This window comes from Sphingobacteriales bacterium, assembly GCA_016711285.1.
In the GTDB taxonomy this organism is placed as follows: Bacteria; Bacteroidota; Bacteroidia; order Chitinophagales; family UBA2359; genus JADJTG01.
This window is the reverse complement of sequence record JADJTG010000014.1, coordinates 455682-473936: the sequence shown is the minus strand read 5'-3', so window position 1 is coordinate 473936 and position 18255 is coordinate 455682. Positions and strand designations below refer to the sequence as shown.

Here is an 18255-nt window from a genome sequence, read left to right as displayed (position 1 = left end):
AATAACTCACATAAAGCAGTATTAAGTTTAAAATTAAATACTACTTTTTTTATCAGGATATTCAACATTTTAAAATTTAATATATTATTCATAGAATTAATTATCCATTTTTAGTGTTCAAGATATTTTAATCCTTTTTCTATACCTCTTTTAAATTCTGAATTTTTCAATAAGTCATTGACCCTATTAGGAGCATCTTTAAACTGCCCAGTAATAGGATCATATATATACTTTTTCCCTTTATTATCTTGATAATGTACTTGACCAGATCTTTGAGAAGGGTTAGGATTTTCAACATCTATTCTTCCTTTATCTTTTCCTTTCCCTTTCCACATAGTCTTACTATTTACCTGTGTCCCTTTTCTTACGTCCTCAGAAACTCCTTTCAAAGATTTCTTTGCGCCCAAAATTGCTAAATCATCAGCTTTGGAGCCAAGTGCTTTAACAACACTTTTGAGATTGATGATATAAATTTCACCGCACCCTTTTTGCACTTATTTCATCTACTGACATCTTCTGTGTGTTTTTAGCAATACTGCCCACCTCCTTAGAGGCTACTATGTGTTTTCAAGGGCATCCTTCCAACTTGTAAAGCCTTCTTTTCACTCATATCTATCTAATTGTCCTTCTGATATTTGAAAACAATCAATAGGAAAATCTCAAAAGCCCGGTTTTAGAATTAATATATTAATTGCATCCTGAGCATTTTTACGTGAAGAAAACACTCCAATAAATTTTATTTCTTCCTCATTATTCTTTTCATAAATATGCTCAACATAAAAAATTTCTTTTTCTTTTTCCATATTCTAAATTGTAAAATTTTTTATTACTCAAAAGCTCGATCTCCCCATTTTTTTATTTTGCTATATTCTGTTTGTGATTTGGTATCATAAATAGATATTTATTTCATTTGTATTGAAATAACTTATCACTAATCTTAAAAACGTATTCACTTTTTAAAAGCCAATCTACTTCCGATTTAACATCATCCTTAATCTCCTTATGCTCAATCAATGAACCAATATTTTCTATCTTATCAATAAAAACGATTTCAAAATCTAATTCGCCTAATCCTAATGGAACAATTTCTAGGGCTTCATTTATTCTTTCTGCCTTCACAATAACATTTGCCCAAGCTCCTTTGTATTTTACACCATTGGGTTTGCCTTCAACATCTATTAAATCAGTAAAAGAAAAGCCTTCCTTAGCTTTTACATTGACAAACGCCAGCCAAAAATTACTATATTTTTTTCTTTTCATTATTAATCCTGATTTCTTTTTGATGAACGGTTTTCATAATGCACATTATCTTTTCCAGTCATTTTTTCACCATCTTTGGTTGAATGATAATGAGTTTTTTGTCCTTTATCACTTGAATGTTTAACTGGGCTTGTATTTGATTTTGGATTATTCCTTGCTGCATCTTTAGTTCGTTTAAGATTAGGCTTACTAACAGTATGTATTTTAGGTTTTCCACTTGGACCTAATTGGCTTTTAGGAATCCCCTTTTCAGCACCCTCTTTCAAAGATTTCTTTGCGCCCAAAATTGCTAAATCATCAGCTTTGGAGCCAAGTGCTTTAACAACACTTTTGGGATTGATGATATAAATTTCACCGCACCCTTTTTGCGCTTATTTCATATCCTCAAACAACTCTTTCGGAAATTTGTCTTTATGTTGCATTAAATACGCCTCAAACAAGGGGGTGTAGTAGTTTCTAAAACTATCCACTATCAGATCCGAACCCTTCGGTTTTAAGAATACATACCCATCATATTTTTCACCTACAATTTCGCCATTTATTATAAAAACTTCTCTTGGGGTGATTTCTAATGTAAAAATTTCTTTATCTTTATAATAAGATGTTAAGCCAATATGTAGGGTATCTTTCTGTATATAACAATCGCTTGATTTAATTACAATATCATACAAATTGTGTATATAAAATGCTGGTTCTCCAGTAGAAGGGATACCTTTTTTTGAATAAACAGCCTGTATTTCTTGTTGATTATTTTTAAACCTCACAAAAGTATTATAATATGCTTCATAATACGCTTCTTTAAGATGCTTATTACATATATTAGATTTATTTATTTGTTTATTGCCTGTTTTTTCAGAGTTACAGGAAATAAATCCAAACAGCAACAATAGCATTATTTTTTTGAAATTATTTATTGATGTTAAAATAATCCCAAGAAATAGTAGTTGGATCTTTCTCATTTTGTTTATACAAATATATATTGTCTTTTGATAAAATGACAACATTGCATACCTTCTATTCTATATCCTCAAACAACTCTTTCGGAAATTTGCTTTTATGAGTGCGAGCATAGGGTGCGAATAAAGCATTGCGATAATTATTAATACTATCTTCTGTTTCTTTTGTTTCTTTTGTACTCATAAATACCCAGTCGTCTTTAATTGCACCAATTACCTCATTTTTGTAAAAAATTACGGTATCAGATATCAACCCAAGATTGGCTAATTCTTTTCCTTTGTAAAAAGGAACTGTTCCTATATAAGTAGTATCATTTTTATGCATACATCCCGTAAATTTTATATCAACTTCAAAACAGTCTTTTATATAAAAAAAATTTTCGGCTCTGTTTTTATAGTGTTTATATTTCTCTTTAAATATTACAGATAGTTTATTTTCAATTTTTAATTTGTAAAAAAGCGATACATATTCCTCCTGATAAACTTTAGCAATGAGAGGCTTACAATCATTATCTAATTTTGAGGTATATTTATTTTTACAAGATATTATCAATAAGAATATCGGTAATAAAAAATATTTTTTATTTAAAATACTCCCAAGAAACAGAAATAACATTTTCTCTCTTATTTTCATATAAATGTATACTTTGAGGTAAAACAACAACATTGCATACCTTCTATTCTATATCCTCAAACAACTCTTTCGGGAATTTTTCTTTATGTTGTGCTAAATACGCCTCAAACAAGGGGGTGTAGTAGTTCCTAACGCTATCAATCACCAACGCATTTTCTGTGTTGCTGAATACCAATCCACCACAACACTCGCTTTTTATCATTGCATTTTTGTAAAAAACTACCTTTGTTGACATACCCCCCGGAGGTACCACTTGTTTATCTTTATAGAAATGCGCCTCTTCTATGTAAGTTGTATCACACATAGTTATACAATTTGAGAATATTATATCAATATCGTAGCAATTTTTTACTAATAATTTATATTTTGGGTCATTAATAGGACCTTGATAATTCTCTTGGTATAAAGTAGTAATTTCCTTTGATTTCTGTAGCTCAATGAACAATCCCAAGTATTCATCATAATATGCTTTTTGTATTGCTGAAGTACATATTTCAGGCATCACCGATTTTTGTCTATTTTGTTTTTGGCAAGAAATTTCCAAAACACTTATTATAAAAGCACATAAAAAAACTTTATTCAAAATACTTCCAAGGGATAGATATGGCATTTTCTTTTTTATTGTCATAGAGTTGTATGTTTTGGGGAGAAACCATTATATTACGAAAGCCATCTTTTATTATTTCGTGATTGTTATAATCCCAAGGTGACGGAGCATTATCTCGTAGTTCAGACGCTGTTTCGTTGTGTTTTTTTGGCAGAGTTTAATAAAATATGATAGTCGTTTTTTTGCTTTGAAGGAGATAACCCAACCCTAACTTTTTATCTTACACACTTTGCGGGATAGTGTCAGACACTTTCCTGACCAAAAAGAAGTTTAAAGATTTCCTCCCAAAAAATGTGGTTATTTTATAAAGCAAAAATCCGGACTTGCCGGATTTTTGCTTAGTATTTTTTTGGATAAACAACATTTACTTTAGTTACAAATCCATTATTTTTTTCTTGCTCATATCTGACAGCATCTTGAACAATGTAAACATTTTCTGTTAATTCAGGACGTTGATATGCTGCTATTTCCCTATATTCAAATTTTGTTGTGTCATCATTGGCAGTCTGAAAGTATCCATCTCCTGAAAGAATACTCACTTTACCACTTTTATCAAATTTCAAATAACCAGAAAAGCCGTCATTAATCCCAGAATATTCTACCCAAATTCTAGGACTATCTTTGCCAATTTCATCGTAATAAAAAATAGTTCTTCCATTCTTATCGACCCTTTTAATCACAATGTCTTTGTAGCTATAGACGATTTCAACCTTGGAATCACAAGCAGAAAAGCCAATAACTGATAAAATTATAACTATCGTCCTTCTAACCATTTCACTTATTTTCTTTTTATAAATTGCTTTCCTAAATCAATTGATCTTTGCGTTAATTCATCCTCACCATATTTTCCAATTAGATAAGCGGCACCTAAACCCAAATACGGATTAATCAAAGTGGTGAGTCCAACAACACCTGTCACTAACCCAGTTAAAGGTTTGCTGTTACCAGTCATATTGTAAGCACCATAACCAAATTGAGCAATAGGTTCTAAACCTGACATTTGCGCTACTGCACCAGCTGCAAAATTTCCTGCATCCCGTGGAGATGCATATTTTTCGTATAGCAAAGAACCATTTGAGGTGTTACTTTTTAAATCCCAGTCCCCGTTTGTGCCAGCCTTTATCGCATAGTCAATCAGTGATGGATTTGCATCAATTATACTTTGAACCTTATCTGTTAATTCAGTAGAGCCAAAATCAATTTTTATATCAGCCTTTTTAACCTTGCCCGTTATATTAAATAAATTTTGGTCAGCAAAACTTAAGGAGTGTAAAGACTCTCCCATTTTTTCACCACCTGCACTTGTATTATTCTTGTTATAATTCGATTTTACGGATTTTTCTGCTTCTGCTCCCTTGCCGCTATGCCTGTAAACTCCATTATCTCCATCATCATATACTGCAACTACATTTCCGTCTTCATCGGTATGAGTGCTTTCAAAAAGACCATTAGGATCAATATATCTTATCGGATTATTAAACCCATATCTGTATGGTGTCCAGTCTGGTTCAAGATCCGCCTTTGGATCCACCGACCACCACCGTGCTATATCGGGGGCGTAGTGTCGTGCGCCGTAGTCGTAGGTTTGTTTTTATATAAAATCCATATTGTATATTTGTTGTGCAAGTGCGAATATCCACAACAAAAATAGTCAATTGTCTATGATTTTCGTTGTGTTTTTTGCCGTTTTGCCTGCTGTAGTATAAACTTTTGCTGTATTGTTTAAGGTTTGTTAAATTTGTATTTATCTTTGAACGGCTGCTTATTATATCGCCTTGTGCAATAATTTAATATTGAATCCAATCTTTGTAATAACAGCATCGTTTGTTCAGTATATATTTTCAGTCCAATCATTTATTTTGCCGCCTTGTATGTTAAAAAAAATCTTGCTGTTGGTGCTGTTGATGCCTTTCGGGTTGATGGCACAGGATAACTTAGAAAACGAAAATATTACTATTATCAAAGCCTTTGAGCCGATTTTATTAGATGCCCAACGCCCCGATTTATTTCCGTGGCGGCGGTGTCGGAGCAAGGCAATTCCGGTCGTCCGCCGCAATTGGATTACAGCATACCCTCCAAACAGCTGATAGCGCAGTTTCACCCACCTGCCCTCAAACCCATCGCCTACAAATTGGAAGAAGAAGTATGGAACTACAACTTCTGGCTCAAAGCGGGCTTCGGCAACCTCACTACTCCTTTATTGGATATTGCCGCCGCCACTTCCGGCTCCGACCGCCTCACTGCCGGCGTGCGTGGCAACTTTCTGATGTCGAAAGGCAACGACATTCCTTTTCAGGATTTTCGCAACATCGGCGCACAGGCTTATGCCAAATGGTTCGGTGCCAAAAACCACCTCACGTTCAATACCAACTACGACAACGAACAACGCTATTATTATGGTATCAACGAAAGCCAACGCCCCGACCCCGAAGACAAAGACCGCATAGAAATATTGCAAAATACCATCGGTGCGAGTGTCGCTTTTGACAACAACAGCAACGACTACACCAACCTCAACCGCCACTTGCAATTGGATTATTATTATTTCGGCAACAACTACAATGCCCGCGAACACGGCTTGCGCCTCACCGCACAAGGCGAATACTTGAGCGAAAAAAGCATCGGCGGCGGCGTGGACGCTTTTTTTGACTATACCTCTTTTAAAGATGAGGCAAATTATACCTCCAATTTGGATAATTCCTTGCTGAAGATCACGCCCTACGGTATGTTGCAACGTCCTTGGGCAACACTCAAAGCCGGAGCGAGTTTGTTTTTAGATGGCGAAGTGGCTTATATTTTTCCTGATATATACGCCGAAATTCCCGTAATGGAAGGGGCGATGAGCGTTTTTGGAAAATGGGGCAAAGAAGCATACAAAAACAGTTTGCGCAATTTTACACGCATCAATCCTTTTTTGGGTCAAGATTTGACTTTTTTCAATACATTTACACAAGAACGCACCTTGGGTATCAAAGGGCGCCTCGGCGCGCGTAGCACATATAGTCTTAGCGGCGGGCAGTATCTCACCAAACAACAAGCCCTGTTTGTAACCGACTACACCGATGAGCGCAATGCTTTCACCACCGTATATGATTCGCTCAAAACTATCGCCGGCAAATTGGAACTAACCTACCATATAGACAAAAGCCATCAGGTAAAACTGACCACGCAATACAATCATTACAAAACACCTTTTGAAACAGCAGCTTGGCATTTGCCCAATTTGGAAATGATGCTGACCGGCACTTTTAGTCCTCTGGAAAAATTACAGGTGGGCGGCGATTTATTTTTCTTTTCGGGCTGGAAAACACGCCTTCAAAACAACGAAGCCCAAACCTTAAAAGCTGCTTTTGATTTAAACCTACACGCCGATTATCATTTTTCGCCGCACTTTGCCGCTTTTTTAAATCTCAACAATCTTATTAATAATAAATATCAAAGATTTAATTATTATCCGGTTTATGGCATTAACTTTGTAGGGGGTATAATGTTGCGTTTTTAAAAAGGAATTTTTTAATTAAAAAACATTGTAAATAATTGATTTTTAATTATTTATTGTTTAAAGTAAAAAATAATAATTTAAAATATGAATATTGCCAAATATTTGATTGAGTTGCTGTTGCAACAAGATGAAGTGCAAGTATCGGGATTAGGAACATTTAAAACACCTTATATTGCTTCAAAAATAAACGTTTCCCGCAATACCATTGAAGCTCCGCGCAAAACCATTATTTTTGACGCAGATGAAACACCACTTTTGCAAGACGACCTCAGCCAATATGTGGCAGTCCGCGAACAAATTGGTCAGGAGCAAGCCGAAGAGGTGGTAGAAGCCTTTGTACAAAGCCTTAAAAATGACACCCTGCATCTGGGACATACGGCTCTGGAAGGCTTGGGAACATTTGTGTATGATGCCAACGGAAATTTGAAATTGATTGCTGAAATGGAAAACCAGTTTAATAAAGAAACCTTTGCAATGAACGAAATAGAACTCCCTGCTACACGAGCCATCAGCGACATTGCACAGGAAGTGCCTTCGGAAGAAATACCTGTGGCAGCCGGTGCTTCTTATGCAGATGAAGAAATACCCAAGAAAAAAACAGTATCTTCGGTTTTGGAAACCAATGTATTGCCCAAAGAAAAACCCGCCACACCTGTACCTGTGGCGGCATCGCCTGTTTTTAGTTCGCACCACGATACACCCGACCCCACTCCGGCAGTAAAGCAGGCATTTTCCGGCATACCCGAAGAGCCTCAAAATGAGTCTTCTACCGAGCCGCACCAGTATTCGCCAAAACCACCTCCTTTCAAAATGCCCCCCAAACGCCAAAAAAATGCCGAAGGCAGTTGGATATGGGCAATTCCTACGGTGGCAGTGCTGCTTTTGGGATTGTTGGCGGCGCAATATTTACTTTATGATGACCCGCGCAACGAATCTCCGATTTTATCCAGATTTTTTGGAGATAAAGACAACAGTGAGCAACTTTTGAGCACTGAGCCTGCCGATACAGAAGTTGCTACCGATACAGAAACGACCCCTGTCGAAAATATTACACCGACAGAAGAAACTACCACCACCGAAGCACCTGCGGAAACAACCACAGCAACTACCGAAAATGATGTTGCCGCCGAAACCAATACTTCTGCTACTACGGAAGTTACCAAAGAACCTGTAAAAACAGAAATTGTTTCGCCGCCGACACCTGCTAAAAAAACAGAAAGAAATGAAGGCAACAACGATGCCAACAGCGGCAATACTGCTACAAATGGTGCTACGCCCAAAGGCTATCATATTGTAGTGGGAGTATTTAAGGAAAAAAGCAATGCCACAAAAATGGTAAAAACAATGAAATCCAAAGGCTTTGACGCTTATGTAATTGCTGACGGCGGCACACGCTATCGTGCTACGGTATATGCAGGCAGCAGCGAAAGCGATGCTATTTCCAAATTACCCGATGTGCAGAGTAAAAGCGGAGAAAGCAATGCGTGGTATTTTAAAAGATAATCACGCCTTATGCTCTGATTTTTGAAGACGGTTTAAAAGATAAAGAAGAGTAGGAGAGAGCAAAATACAAAAAAATAGCGCAGGACGAATACAGCCCTGCGCTATTTTTTTATATATCATATTCTTTTTTATGCCAAACGTATCACGATAGCCGAAGCACCACCACCACCATTACAAATAGCGGCTGCTCCGTGCTTGCCTCCTTTGTGGCGCAATGCCGAAATAAGCGTACAAATGATACGCGCACCCGAAGCACCGATGGGGTGTCCCAAGGATATAGCACCGCCCAATACATTGAGTTTGTCGCTGCTGATGTTCAGCATATCCATATTCGCTAATGCCACCACCGAAAATGCTTCATTGATTTCAAATTTATCTATTTGATCAATGCTCAAGCCTGCTTTTTTGAGGGCTTTGGGCAAGGCTTTGGCAGGTGTGGTCGTAAACCATTCCGGCTCTTGTTCGGCATCGGCATAGCTCACTACCTCAGCCAAAGGCTGCAAACCGAGAGATTTCATTTTTTCTTCACTCATCAGCACGATAGCTGCTGCTCCGTCGTTGATTTTAGAAGCATTGATAGCAGTTACTGTGCCATCTTTTTTGAAAGCCGGAGCCAAAGTACTCAGGCGGCTCGCATCGTAGCGTTGGCATTCTTCATCTTTATCAACTACAATCGGGTTGCCTTTGCGCTGCGGAATTTCCACCGCTATCAGCTCATCGGCGAAATACCCTTTTTCGTGGGCTTCTTTGGCACGCATATACGACTCGTGAGCGTAGCTGTCCTGACGTTCGCGCGGTATATTGCAGGTTTCGGCACAAATTTCGGCGGCATTGCCCATCATATAGCCTTTGTAGGGGTCTTGCAAACCATCTCTTACAATGGCATCAACCAACTCTTTGTTGCCATAGCGCATTCCGTTTCTGCCTTGCGGAATATAATAGGGGGCATTGCTCATACTTTCAAAACCGCCCACCACTACTACATCGGCATCTCCGAGCAAAATATCCTGTGTACCGATGATGATACTTTTCATACCCGAAGCGCACACTTTGTTGATGGTAGTGCAAGGCGTATTTGCCGAGATGCCTGCCGCCAAAGCCACTTGGCGTGCCGGAGCTTGCCCGTTGTTGGCTTGCAATACATTTCCCAAATACAGCGCATCTACGCTGTTGCCATCGATTCCGGCGCGTTGCAATGCTCCTTTTACGGCAATGGCACCCAATTGTATGGCATTCAACTCGCTCAAAGCACCATTAAAAGCACCTATGGGCGTGCGTGCCATAGATACAATAAATACTTTTTTGTTCATTTGTTAGGATAGTTTTTATTCATTTAACAAAAATAACGAAGTGTTTGTTTGGGAGCGGTACTGTTTTTAAAAAATACGGGCTGACTTTTGAATAAAAATGATGAATAAGAATAAAAATTTATATTTATGAACAAACAAAAAAACCTTATATTTTATTGGTATTTAATAATAAATGGTGTAAAGGGCTGAAAGCTGCGGGCGGTGTTGTGGGCGGCTTTTTTTGTTGCAGGACTTTTTTATAAAACAAACAGATATGTTGCGAAGCATCGTGCGTGTAGGCGCGGAATTTGTTTTTTTCTAAAGTGCTGCCTACGCGGTCATTTAGATTTTTGCAGAGCATATCATTGCCCAGCGAATAATGCAAATGAATTTCAATCAATTTTGACCACAATGAAATATAATAATTGGGCGAATAAGTAATTTGGTTGAATTGCCCGAGTGCTTGCGAGATGCGCCCCTGCAATAGCCATTCCTCTATACCTTTAATAAATATTTTAAAAAAAGCGGTGTTGCCGGAATAAAAATAGCTGTCGTGTTGGCGTGATTTATTGAATTCTTCGACTTTTTGGTCAATAATCAGGAGGAGTTGATAATAGTAAAAACTGAGGCTGTCGCGGAATTTATAGCGCAAATCGAACTCAATGAGGCGGCGGGCATAGTCCAGCAACACAGTTACTGCTTTTCCTTGATGAAAGCCATTGACTAATTGGAGGAAATAGATTCTTCTCCACAATTTTTCGCGTGCTTCGGTACTTACGTCGGCTTCGGTGATGAAGTTTTCGGCTTTGATGAGTAGTTCGTCAAATTGGGCATCAAAAAAAGCCAGCCGTGCTTTGCTGATATGGTATTCGGCAATATAATAAGCGTTGGCATCGGCTTGTACGGAAGTTTCGAGCTGCAGCAAAGACTCTAACAAAGGATTGGGCTCTTGCAAAAGGCGGTTATCATCTAAATACAGATTAGAAAAGAGCAAATAAAAATTGGCAACCTGCTCATAATGCAGCGTATGGATAGAAGCCAACTTATCGCGCAGCAAAGTGCGAATGGTGGGAATACTTTTGTCGTGTTGTTGCTGCCCATAGAGTTTTATTTGCCAATCCAAGCACAAACTTTTGAGGTGTTGTTTATTGGAATCTTTGAGCAAATCCGATAATTTTTTCACATATATTTCCTGTAAAGTGACCTGCTCCTGTCGTTGGGCAATTTCTACGAGCAGCGTATGGCGCGACACCGAATTTTCGCCTAAATAATTCAGGATTTTTTGTTCTTCTATGGTATCGGAAGCAAAATGGATAAATCGGCGGATAATGCTGTCGCACTCATTGGAGTTTTTGTTTTTGAGGTCACTTTTGAGGGTGCTTTCAATAATTTCTTCAAAATGAGCACTATCTTTTATACTTTTTAAAAGAATCTGACGCAACCACACATAGCGTTTATCTTTTGAGAGGCTGCTATGATGAAATAATTGCTTACGCTCTTTATCGGTTAAAGACAAAATGAGTGGATATAGGTATTTTCCTTTCATAGTTCAAAATAAATGAGTTTGCTTGAAATGTTTCAGTATTAAGAGGGGTTTTTCTTTGTTTTTTTGCAAAAATGTCGTATTTTAATAAAATAAACATATTGTTTAAGATATTGTTAATCAATGATTTATAAAAAAGTATAAAATGTTTTTTATTCAGACTTTATGTTTAATATTTTAATAGCACAAATAAAAAAATAAGTAGTTTCGCTACCGACTCCTAATATACTGTGCGGATAAGATGATGAAACATTTTGATAGCATTAAAAATACCGCTTTTTATATTAAAATTCGGGTGAAAATATTTTGATATAAACATTTTGTACTGATAAATGAAACCCTACACAGCAACGGGCAATTATCCGATAAAATCAATTTTTTGCATAGGGGCAAGATATTTAATTTTAAATATAAAATCTATTTTTAAATCATTAATTATTTCATATAAAAACTTCCTAAAAACTTAATTTATATGCTAAAAGAAACTTCTTTTATAACAACAATTTTAAGACTATGATAAGAAACATTTTATTCGTCGCTTATTATGCTTCATTGTCAAACCCTACTAAATTTCAAACAAAAAAGATGTAAGCCATCATTATTTTTCTAAAAAATTAAAACAAATTTATTTTTTGATATGAAAGAAAAAACATTACAAATTCGCTTTATCACGAGCATAATAGCTTTCTTTTTGCTATTCTGTTCGGGAGGCTTAAAGGCGGCTACTTTAACGGTGGGTCCGGCAGCTACCGGAGCTACTTATACAACCATTGCATTAGCTTATGCTGCTGCGGTTGACGGTGATATTATCCAAGTATTGCCCACCACCGGAGGTGTGACGTATGATGAGGACATTATTAAATTTCCTTCAGATGTTTTGATTGTAACGAAATCTGTTACGATAGACGGAGGAGGCAATACGATTGTAAATAATGGCGATGGAGTAGGAGCATTTCAATTTTCTGGTGTCGGAAAAACGATGAAATTACAAAATGTGAATTTATGTAGTTTTAACAGGACGGGAGGATTTGCTACTACTATTTCAGTAGATCCTAAACTAGGAGTGCCTGTGGAGTTTCTAAATGTAAATGTGTCCGGCTCTACCTCTGGTAACTATGCAGTATTGTTTGAAGGAGCCGTGAATTGGACAGGAGGTAGTATCGGCAACAATGCTACAGGAGGATTGGAAATAAATAGTGATGATTCTAATACACCCAATACAGGATTTACAGTAAACATAACGGATGCAATTATTGATTGTAATGGAGGTCCTACATTGGGTTGTACAGGTGCTGGTATTTGGATACATACTTCGGAGATTACAAGAGGAATAACAACCAATATTATTGGTGGATCCGTATCTGGAAATGGCTCTGGTTCATGTCCTGGTGCAGGTATATATTTTGATGTTTGGGGTGGTTCACATTTAGATATAGTAGGTACAAAATTCGTTGGAAATAGCGATTTAAGTATTTCAGGAAATGAAGGAAGTGCCATATTGATTTTCGATGCTGGTAGTGGTAATCCTACTTTTGATATTGATGATGCAATTTTTGATTCAAATACTAACTCTTCTAATGCCTACATAAAGGCAACAGCTGGTTCGCCAAGTGGAACAGTAGATAATTGTATTTTTAGGAACAATGCAGCTAGCATAGAAGCAGATGCTACTGTGACCTTTACAAGCAATATTTTTGAAAACAGCGGAACAGCCAATACAGGTACTTATGTTAGTAGTACAGTTGTCACTACCGGAGCAGGTGCTTCAACGAATACCACCGCTACTTTTAATTATTCGGGTACAACTTTAGCAAGCTGTAGTGCTGATTGTACTCCGGCTACTGGACCTGGTGTAGGTGCTACTATTACCACCGGTTGTACGGGTGAAGGCGGTATTCTGACTTCTACTTCTACCGGTCAATGGTATTACCAGCAAGGAACAACTGTAACGGCTATTTCAGGAGCTACGGGTACTACGGCAACAATTCCAACCGGACTGGCAGGAGAATATACCATTTTCTATCAAGATGTACCAACAGCGAATGGAACAGACCCTATTATTGGTTTTACGGTAGGCGCGGCTTGTCCGAGTTGCGACCTCCAACTCGTAAAAACAGTGAGCAATGCTACACCCAATGTGGGCGATGTAGTAACCTTTACCATTACCGTCAGCAATGGCGGCACTGCTGATGCCACAGGCATTTCAGTAGAAGATGTATTACCCAACGGCTATACCAATATTACGAATATTTCCGGTGCAGGAGTTTTATCAGGCAGCACCATTACTTGGAGTGGTTTGAGCATTGTTAATGGCAATAGTGCTGTATTAACTTTTGATGCTGAGGTAGTGACTCGGGTGCAGGGGTAAGCTATGTGAATATAGCAGAAGTAATCGCCTCTGACAGTACAGATCCCGACTCTACACCGAATAACAATACAGCTACTTCGGGGGCTATCGGCTCTGTTGAGGCAGATGGCACACAAGATACCACCCCCGGTGATGCTACGGGTGAAGATGATGTGGACGATGCTTTAGTTGCCCCTTTACAATCCGATTTGTCATTGGTAAAATCAGTATCGGCTACCTCTGTAAGTGCCGGCTCTACCATCACTTTTACCATAGCCCTTACCAACAACGGTCCTAGTGATGCTACCAATGTAGATATTCAAGATGTAGTGCCTACGGGTTATTCCAATATAACTGCTATTTCAAATGGCGGTGTTTTAACAGGCTCTACTATTGATTGGTCAAATTTATCTATTGCCAATGGTGCAACGCTCAATTTAACTTTTGATGCAGATGCACAAGCCAGTGGTGATTATGTTAATATCGCTGCTGTAACAGATGCCGACCAGTTTGACCCCGACTCTACTCCAAATAATGTCGCTGATACCGACAGTGACGGTAATATAGGTGCGGCTGCCGGCAATGCGAATGATACTGCCGATGCACAAGATGAGGACGATGCCGATGATGCAAGAATAATTATTGCCGTTAATGCTGACTTGCAGTTAGTAAAAACAGTAAGTACCGCCTCTGCCGCTCCGGGTGATGTTGTTACTTTTACCATTACCGTTTTTAATGGCGGAACAAGTGACGCTACGGGTGTTTCGGTAGAAGATGTAGTACCCAACGGCTATACCAATATTACGAATATTTCCGGTGCAGGAGTTTTATCAGGCAGCACCATTACTTGGAGTGGTTTGAGTATTGCTAATGGTAATAATACTGTATTAACTTTTGATGCTGAGGTAGCGGCTCCGAGCGCAGGAGTAAGCTATGGGAATATTGCAGAAGTAATCGCTTCTGACCAAACAGACCCCGACTCTACACCGAATAATAATACGGCTACTTCGGGAGCTATCGGCTCGGCAGATGCTGACGGCACACAAAATACCACAGCAGGTGATCCTGCCGGTGAAGATGATGTGGACGATGCCTTATTGGAAGTTCCTTTGATTAGCTTGGTAAAAGGCAGTTCATTAGATTTAGGAGCAGATAATTTGGCAACAGTGGGTGATATTATCACTTATACTTATACTGCTACAAATACGGGCAATGTGACATTGACAAGTGTAACATTGACAGAACAGGCGGCGAGTTTTACAGGCACAGGCAGCTTACCAACCCCTGCGTTCACGTCATCTACAATGGGTAGTGTTGCGGGTACTTTATTAGTGGGCGAAAGTGCCACTTATACCGCGACTTATGCCATTACTCAAGCAGATATAGATGCTACATTTGTAGATAACCAAGCGATGGTACAAGGAACATCTCCTGCCAGCGTAGTCGTTGATGATTTGTCGGATTCTAGCAATCCTGCCGATGCAAACGAAACAGGCACACCGAGCGACCCGAACGGCGATGATGCTACGAATACACCTATTCCTGCACCTGCCATATCATTGGTAAAAGGCAGTTCATTAGATTTGGGAGCGGATAATTTGGCAACAGTGGGTGATATTATCACTTATACCTATACTGCCACAAATACAGGCAATGTGACATTGACAAGTGTAACATTGACAGAACAGGCGGCGAGTTTTACAGGCACAGGCAGCTTACCAACACCTGCGTTCACGTCATCTACAATGGGTAGTGTTGCGGGTACTTTATTGGTGGGCGAAAGTGCCACATATACCGCGACTTATGCCATCACGCAAGCGGATATAGATGCTACATTTGTAGATAACCAAGCAATGGTACAAGGAACAGCCCCTGACAATACGGTAGTAGATGATTTGTCGGATTCGAGCAATCCTGCTGATGCAAACGAAACAGGCACACCGAGTGACCCGAACGGCGATGACCCTACCAATACGCCTATTTCTGCACCAGCCATATCATTGGTAAAAGGCAGTTCATTAGATTTAGGAGTGGATAATTTGGCAACAGTGGGCGATATTATCACTTATACCTATACTGCCACAAATACAGGCAAGTGACATTGACAAGTGAACATTGACAGAACAGGGGCGAGTTTACAGGCCAGGCAGCTTACCAACCCCTGCGTTCACGTCATCTACAATGGGTAGTATTGCGGGTACTTTATTGGTGGGCGAAAGTGCCACTTATACCGCGACTTATGCCATTACTCAAGCAGATATAGATGCTACATTTGTAAATAACCAAGCGATGGTAGAAGGAACATCTCCTGCCAGCGTAGTCGTTGATGATTTGTCGGATTCTAGCAATCCTGCCGATGCAAACGAAACAGGCACACCGAGCGACCCGAACGGCGATGACCCTACCAATACACCTATTCCGGCACCTGCCATATCATTGGTAAAAGGCAGTTCATTAGATTTGGGAGCGGATAATTTGGCAACAGTGGGTGATATTATCACTTATACCTATACTGCCACAAATACGGGCAAGTGACATTGACAAGTGTAACATTGACAGAACAGGCGGCAGTTTCAGGCCAGGCAGCTTACCAACCCTGCGTTCGTCATCTACAATGGGTAGTGTTGCGGGTACTTATTGGTGGGCGAAAGTGCCACTTATACCGCACTTATGCCATCACGCAAGCGGATATAGATGCTACATTTGTAGATAACCAAGCGATGGTAGAAGGAACAGCCCCTGATAATACGGTTGTAAATGATTTGTCGGATTCTAGCAATCCTGCTGATGTAAACGAAACAGGCACACCGAATGACCCGAACGGCGATGACCCTACCAATACGCCTATTTCTGCACCAGCCATATCATTGGTAAAAGGCAGTTCATTAGATTTAGGAGCAGATAATTTGGCAACAGTAGGCGATATTATCACTTATACTTATACTGCCACAAATACGGGCAATGTGACATTGACAAGTGTAACATTGACAGAACAGTTGGCGAGTTTTACAGGCACAGGCACTTTGCCAACCCCTGCGTTCACGTCATCTACAATGGGTAGTGTTGCGGGTACTTTATTGGTGGGCGAAAGTGCCACTTATACCGCCACTTATGCCATCACGCAAGCGGATATAGATGCTACATTTGTAGATAACCAAGCAATGGTAGAAGGAACAGCCCCTGACAATACGGTTGTAAATGATTTGTCGGATTCGAGCAACCCTGCCGATGTAAACGAAACAGGCACACCGAGTGACCCGAACGGCGACGATGCTACCAATACACCTATTCCTGCACCAGCCATATCATTGGTAAAAGGCAGTTCATTAGATTTGGGAGCGGATAATGCACCTAATGTAGGTGATATTATTACTTATACCTATACAGCAACGAATACGGGCAACGTGACATTGACAAGTGTAACATTGACAGAACAGGCGGCGAGTTTTACAGGCACAGGCACTTTGCCAACCCCTGCGTTCACGTCATCTACAATGGGTAGTGTTGCGGGTACTTTATTGGTGGGCGAAAGTGCCACATATACCGCGACTTATGCCATTACGCAAGCGGATATAGATGCTACATTTGTAGATAACCAAGCAATGGTAGAAGGAACAGCCCCTGACAATACGGTAGTAGATGATTTGTCGGATTCGAGCAATCCTGCTGATGTAAACGAAACAGGCACACCGAGCGACCCGAACGGCGACGATGCTACGAATACACCTATTCCTGCACCAGTAATGACGGCTACCAAAATTTCTACTTTTATTGATGCCAATGGTGACGGTGACTTGAATCCGGGCGAAACCGTAACTTATACCATTGTACTGACGAATAGCAGTAGTATTGCTGCGCTGAATGTCACTTTTGCAGATGCTATTCCAACCGGAACAACGTATGTAGCCAATAGCTCCACTACTACACAAGGAACTATTGACAACAATGCTACTGGTCCGGCGGCTACTTTGGGCGATGTGGCAGCAGGAGCGAGTGTTACGATTGCTTTTCAGGTTACTGTAAATATTCCGTTTACAAATCCTTCTAACGAAATTGTGAATCAGGGTATTTTTAGTGCAGATAACCATGATGATGTACCTACTGACGACCCAACTGACCCTACCAACCCTCCAGGTCCTAATGGCGACCCCACTATTGACCCTGTGTTGATAATTTGCAATGCCAATAGCGGAACTTGGAATAATTAAAAAACGATAAGTTTTTTTATATAACGTGTTTGTGTAAAAAAGGGCTGCAATTGCAGCCCTTTTTTTATTGCACTTGACTAAAAACAGTAATTGTTTTCAGGTAGGTATAATATCGGTCTCCAAAAATTGGAGCAATCATACTAAAATAATTTATTTGCTGCATATTCATTATAAGGGATATGCACTGAGGTTAGCACACCAAAAAAACACATACATTTTGTCTGATTTTAGTATTGATTTTATTATGTACGAAATTTTTTTCACAAAAAAACGAAAAATCTAAGAGCACCTATCTCTGGCAAAGCAGCACCTACCAAAAAGGTAAGAACACCTACCTGCGAGCAAGGTAGCACCTACCAAAAAGGTAGGAGAACCTACTAAAAAGGTAGGTTCTCCTACCTCTGAG

The 18255-nt window shown here is 39.3% G+C and carries 18 protein-coding genes; 7 read left to right on the top strand and 11 right to left on the bottom strand.

Annotation, left to right across the window (positions count from 1 at the left end; all coding sequences use genetic code 11):
- Window positions 1-110: 110 nt before the first annotated feature.
- From IPL35_14715 to IPL35_14675, 9 genes are all read right to left on the bottom strand, one after another.
- On the bottom strand, window positions 111-494 hold the full coding sequence (locus tag IPL35_14715; GenBank protein MBK8444579.1) for a hypothetical protein: 384 nt from the start codon (window positions 492-494) through the stop codon (window positions 111-113).
- Between the two features lie 165 nt (window positions 495-659).
- On the bottom strand, window positions 660-803 hold the full coding sequence (locus tag IPL35_14710) for a hypothetical protein (protein ID MBK8444578.1): 144 nt from the start codon (window positions 801-803) through the stop codon (window positions 660-662).
- Between the two features lie 103 nt (window positions 804-906).
- Entirely contained in the window at window positions 907-1260 is a 354-nt protein-coding gene (locus IPL35_14705; protein ID MBK8444577.1) for a hypothetical protein, read from the bottom strand.
- Between the two features lie 2 nt (window positions 1261-1262).
- On the bottom strand, window positions 1263-1544 hold the full coding sequence (locus IPL35_14700; protein ID MBK8444576.1) for a hypothetical protein: 282 nt from the start codon (window positions 1542-1544) through the stop codon (window positions 1263-1265).
- 87 nt (window positions 1545-1631) lie between these two features.
- Entirely contained in the window at window positions 1632-2219 is a 588-nt protein-coding gene (locus IPL35_14695; GenBank protein ID MBK8444575.1) for a hypothetical protein, read from the bottom strand.
- A 55-nt stretch (window positions 2220-2274) separates the two neighbouring features.
- Window positions 2275-2850 carry a hypothetical protein gene (locus IPL35_14690; protein MBK8444574.1) on the bottom strand — a complete coding sequence of 192 codons (576 nt, stop codon included), beginning with the start codon at window positions 2848-2850 and terminating at the stop codon, window positions 2275-2277.
- 43 nt (window positions 2851-2893) lie between these two features.
- On the bottom strand, window positions 2894-3478 hold the full coding sequence (locus tag IPL35_14685; protein MBK8444573.1) for a hypothetical protein: 585 nt from the start codon (window positions 3476-3478) through the stop codon (window positions 2894-2896).
- Between the two features lie 317 nt (window positions 3479-3795).
- Window positions 3796-4230, bottom strand: coding sequence for a hypothetical protein (locus IPL35_14680; protein MBK8444572.1), 435 nt, complete (start codon window positions 4228-4230; stop codon window positions 3796-3798).
- 5 nt (window positions 4231-4235) lie between these two features.
- Window positions 4236-5006 (bottom strand): hypothetical protein, encoded by a 771-nt coding sequence (locus tag IPL35_14675; protein MBK8444571.1) that lies wholly within the window; start codon window positions 5004-5006, stop codon window positions 4236-4238.
- 322 nt (window positions 5007-5328) lie between these two features.
- On the opposite strand from IPL35_14675, the gene IPL35_14670 reads away from it, so the two are divergent.
- The 3 genes from IPL35_14670 (at window position 5329) to IPL35_14660 (ending at window position 8462) form a co-directional block, all read left to right on the top strand.
- Entirely contained in the window at window positions 5329-5544 is a 216-nt protein-coding gene (locus IPL35_14670; protein ID MBK8444570.1) for a hypothetical protein, read from the top strand.
- Window positions 5469-6959, top strand: a complete 1491-nt coding sequence (locus IPL35_14665) for a hypothetical protein (protein ID MBK8444569.1) — start codon at window positions 5469-5471, stop codon at window positions 6957-6959. Before IPL35_14670 ends, IPL35_14665 begins: the two co-directional genes overlap by 76 nt.
- Before the next feature lie 84 nt (window positions 6960-7043).
- Window positions 7044-8462 carry an SPOR domain-containing protein gene (locus IPL35_14660; GenBank protein MBK8444568.1) on the top strand — a complete coding sequence of 473 codons (1419 nt, stop codon included), beginning with the start codon at window positions 7044-7046 and terminating at the stop codon, window positions 8460-8462.
- Window positions 8463-8590: 128 nt separating this feature from the next.
- Here IPL35_14660 and IPL35_14655 read toward each other — a convergent pair whose 3' ends face one another.
- Together IPL35_14655 and IPL35_14650 are read right to left on the bottom strand one after the other, a co-directional pair.
- Complete coding sequence (locus IPL35_14655; protein MBK8444567.1) at window positions 8591-9772, bottom strand: acetyl-CoA C-acyltransferase; 1182 nt, start codon at window positions 9770-9772, stop codon at window positions 8591-8593.
- A gap of 145 nt (window positions 9773-9917) precedes the next feature.
- Complete coding sequence (locus IPL35_14650; GenBank protein MBK8444566.1) at window positions 9918-11267, bottom strand: hypothetical protein; 1350 nt, start codon at window positions 11265-11267, stop codon at window positions 9918-9920.
- 664 nt (window positions 11268-11931) lie between these two features.
- Here IPL35_14650 and IPL35_14645 point away from each other — a divergent pair.
- The 4 genes from IPL35_14645 to IPL35_14630 all read left to right on the top strand — a co-directional run bounded on the left by IPL35_14645 (window position 11932) and on the right by IPL35_14630 (window position 17849).
- Window positions 11932-13662, top strand: coding sequence for a DUF11 domain-containing protein (locus IPL35_14645; protein MBK8444565.1), 1731 nt, complete (start codon window positions 11932-11934; stop codon window positions 13660-13662).
- 5 nt (window positions 13663-13667) lie between these two features.
- Window positions 13668-15740 carry a DUF11 domain-containing protein gene (locus IPL35_14640; GenBank protein ID MBK8444564.1) on the top strand — a complete coding sequence of 691 codons (2073 nt, stop codon included), beginning with the start codon at window positions 13668-13670 and terminating at the stop codon, window positions 15738-15740.
- 82 nt (window positions 15741-15822) lie between these two features.
- On the top strand, window positions 15823-16176 hold the full coding sequence (locus IPL35_14635) for a hypothetical protein (protein ID MBK8444563.1): 354 nt from the start codon (window positions 15823-15825) through the stop codon (window positions 16174-16176).
- Window positions 16173-17849, top strand: coding sequence for a DUF11 domain-containing protein (locus IPL35_14630; protein ID MBK8444562.1), 1677 nt, complete (start codon window positions 16173-16175; stop codon window positions 17847-17849). Before IPL35_14635 ends, IPL35_14630 begins: the two co-directional genes overlap by 4 nt.
- The last annotated feature ends 406 nt before the right edge of the window (window positions 17850-18255 follow it).

Coding starts and splice junctions, on each gene's coding strand:
- IPL35_14685 (MBK8444573.1), bottom strand. CDS start 3,478: ATGACAATAAAAAAGAAAATGCCATATCTATCCCTTGGAAGTATTTTG.
- IPL35_14695 (MBK8444575.1), bottom strand. CDS start 2,219: ATGAGAAAGATCCAACTACTATTTCTTGGGATTATTTTAACATCAATA.
- IPL35_14710 (MBK8444578.1), bottom strand. CDS start 803: ATGGAAAAAGAAAAAGAAATTTTTTATGTTGAGCATATTTATGAAAAG.
- IPL35_14705 (MBK8444577.1), bottom strand. CDS start 1,260: ATGAAAAGAAAAAAATATAGTAATTTTTGGCTGGCGTTTGTCAATGTA.
- IPL35_14635 (MBK8444563.1), top strand. CDS start 15,823: ATGGGTAGTATTGCGGGTACTTTATTGGTGGGCGAAAGTGCCACTTAT.
- IPL35_14645 (MBK8444565.1), top strand. CDS start 11,932: ATGAAAGAAAAAACATTACAAATTCGCTTTATCACGAGCATAATAGCT.
- IPL35_14655 (MBK8444567.1), bottom strand. CDS start 9,772: ATGAACAAAAAAGTATTTATTGTATCTATGGCACGCACGCCCATAGGT.
- IPL35_14660 (MBK8444568.1), top strand. CDS start 7,044: ATGAATATTGCCAAATATTTGATTGAGTTGCTGTTGCAACAAGATGAA.
- IPL35_14670 (MBK8444570.1), top strand. CDS start 5,329: ATGTTAAAAAAAATCTTGCTGTTGGTGCTGTTGATGCCTTTCGGGTTG.
- IPL35_14690 (MBK8444574.1), bottom strand. CDS start 2,850: ATGAAAATAAGAGAGAAAATGTTATTTCTGTTTCTTGGGAGTATTTTA.
- IPL35_14680 (MBK8444572.1), bottom strand. CDS start 4,230: ATGGTTAGAAGGACGATAGTTATAATTTTATCAGTTATTGGCTTTTCT.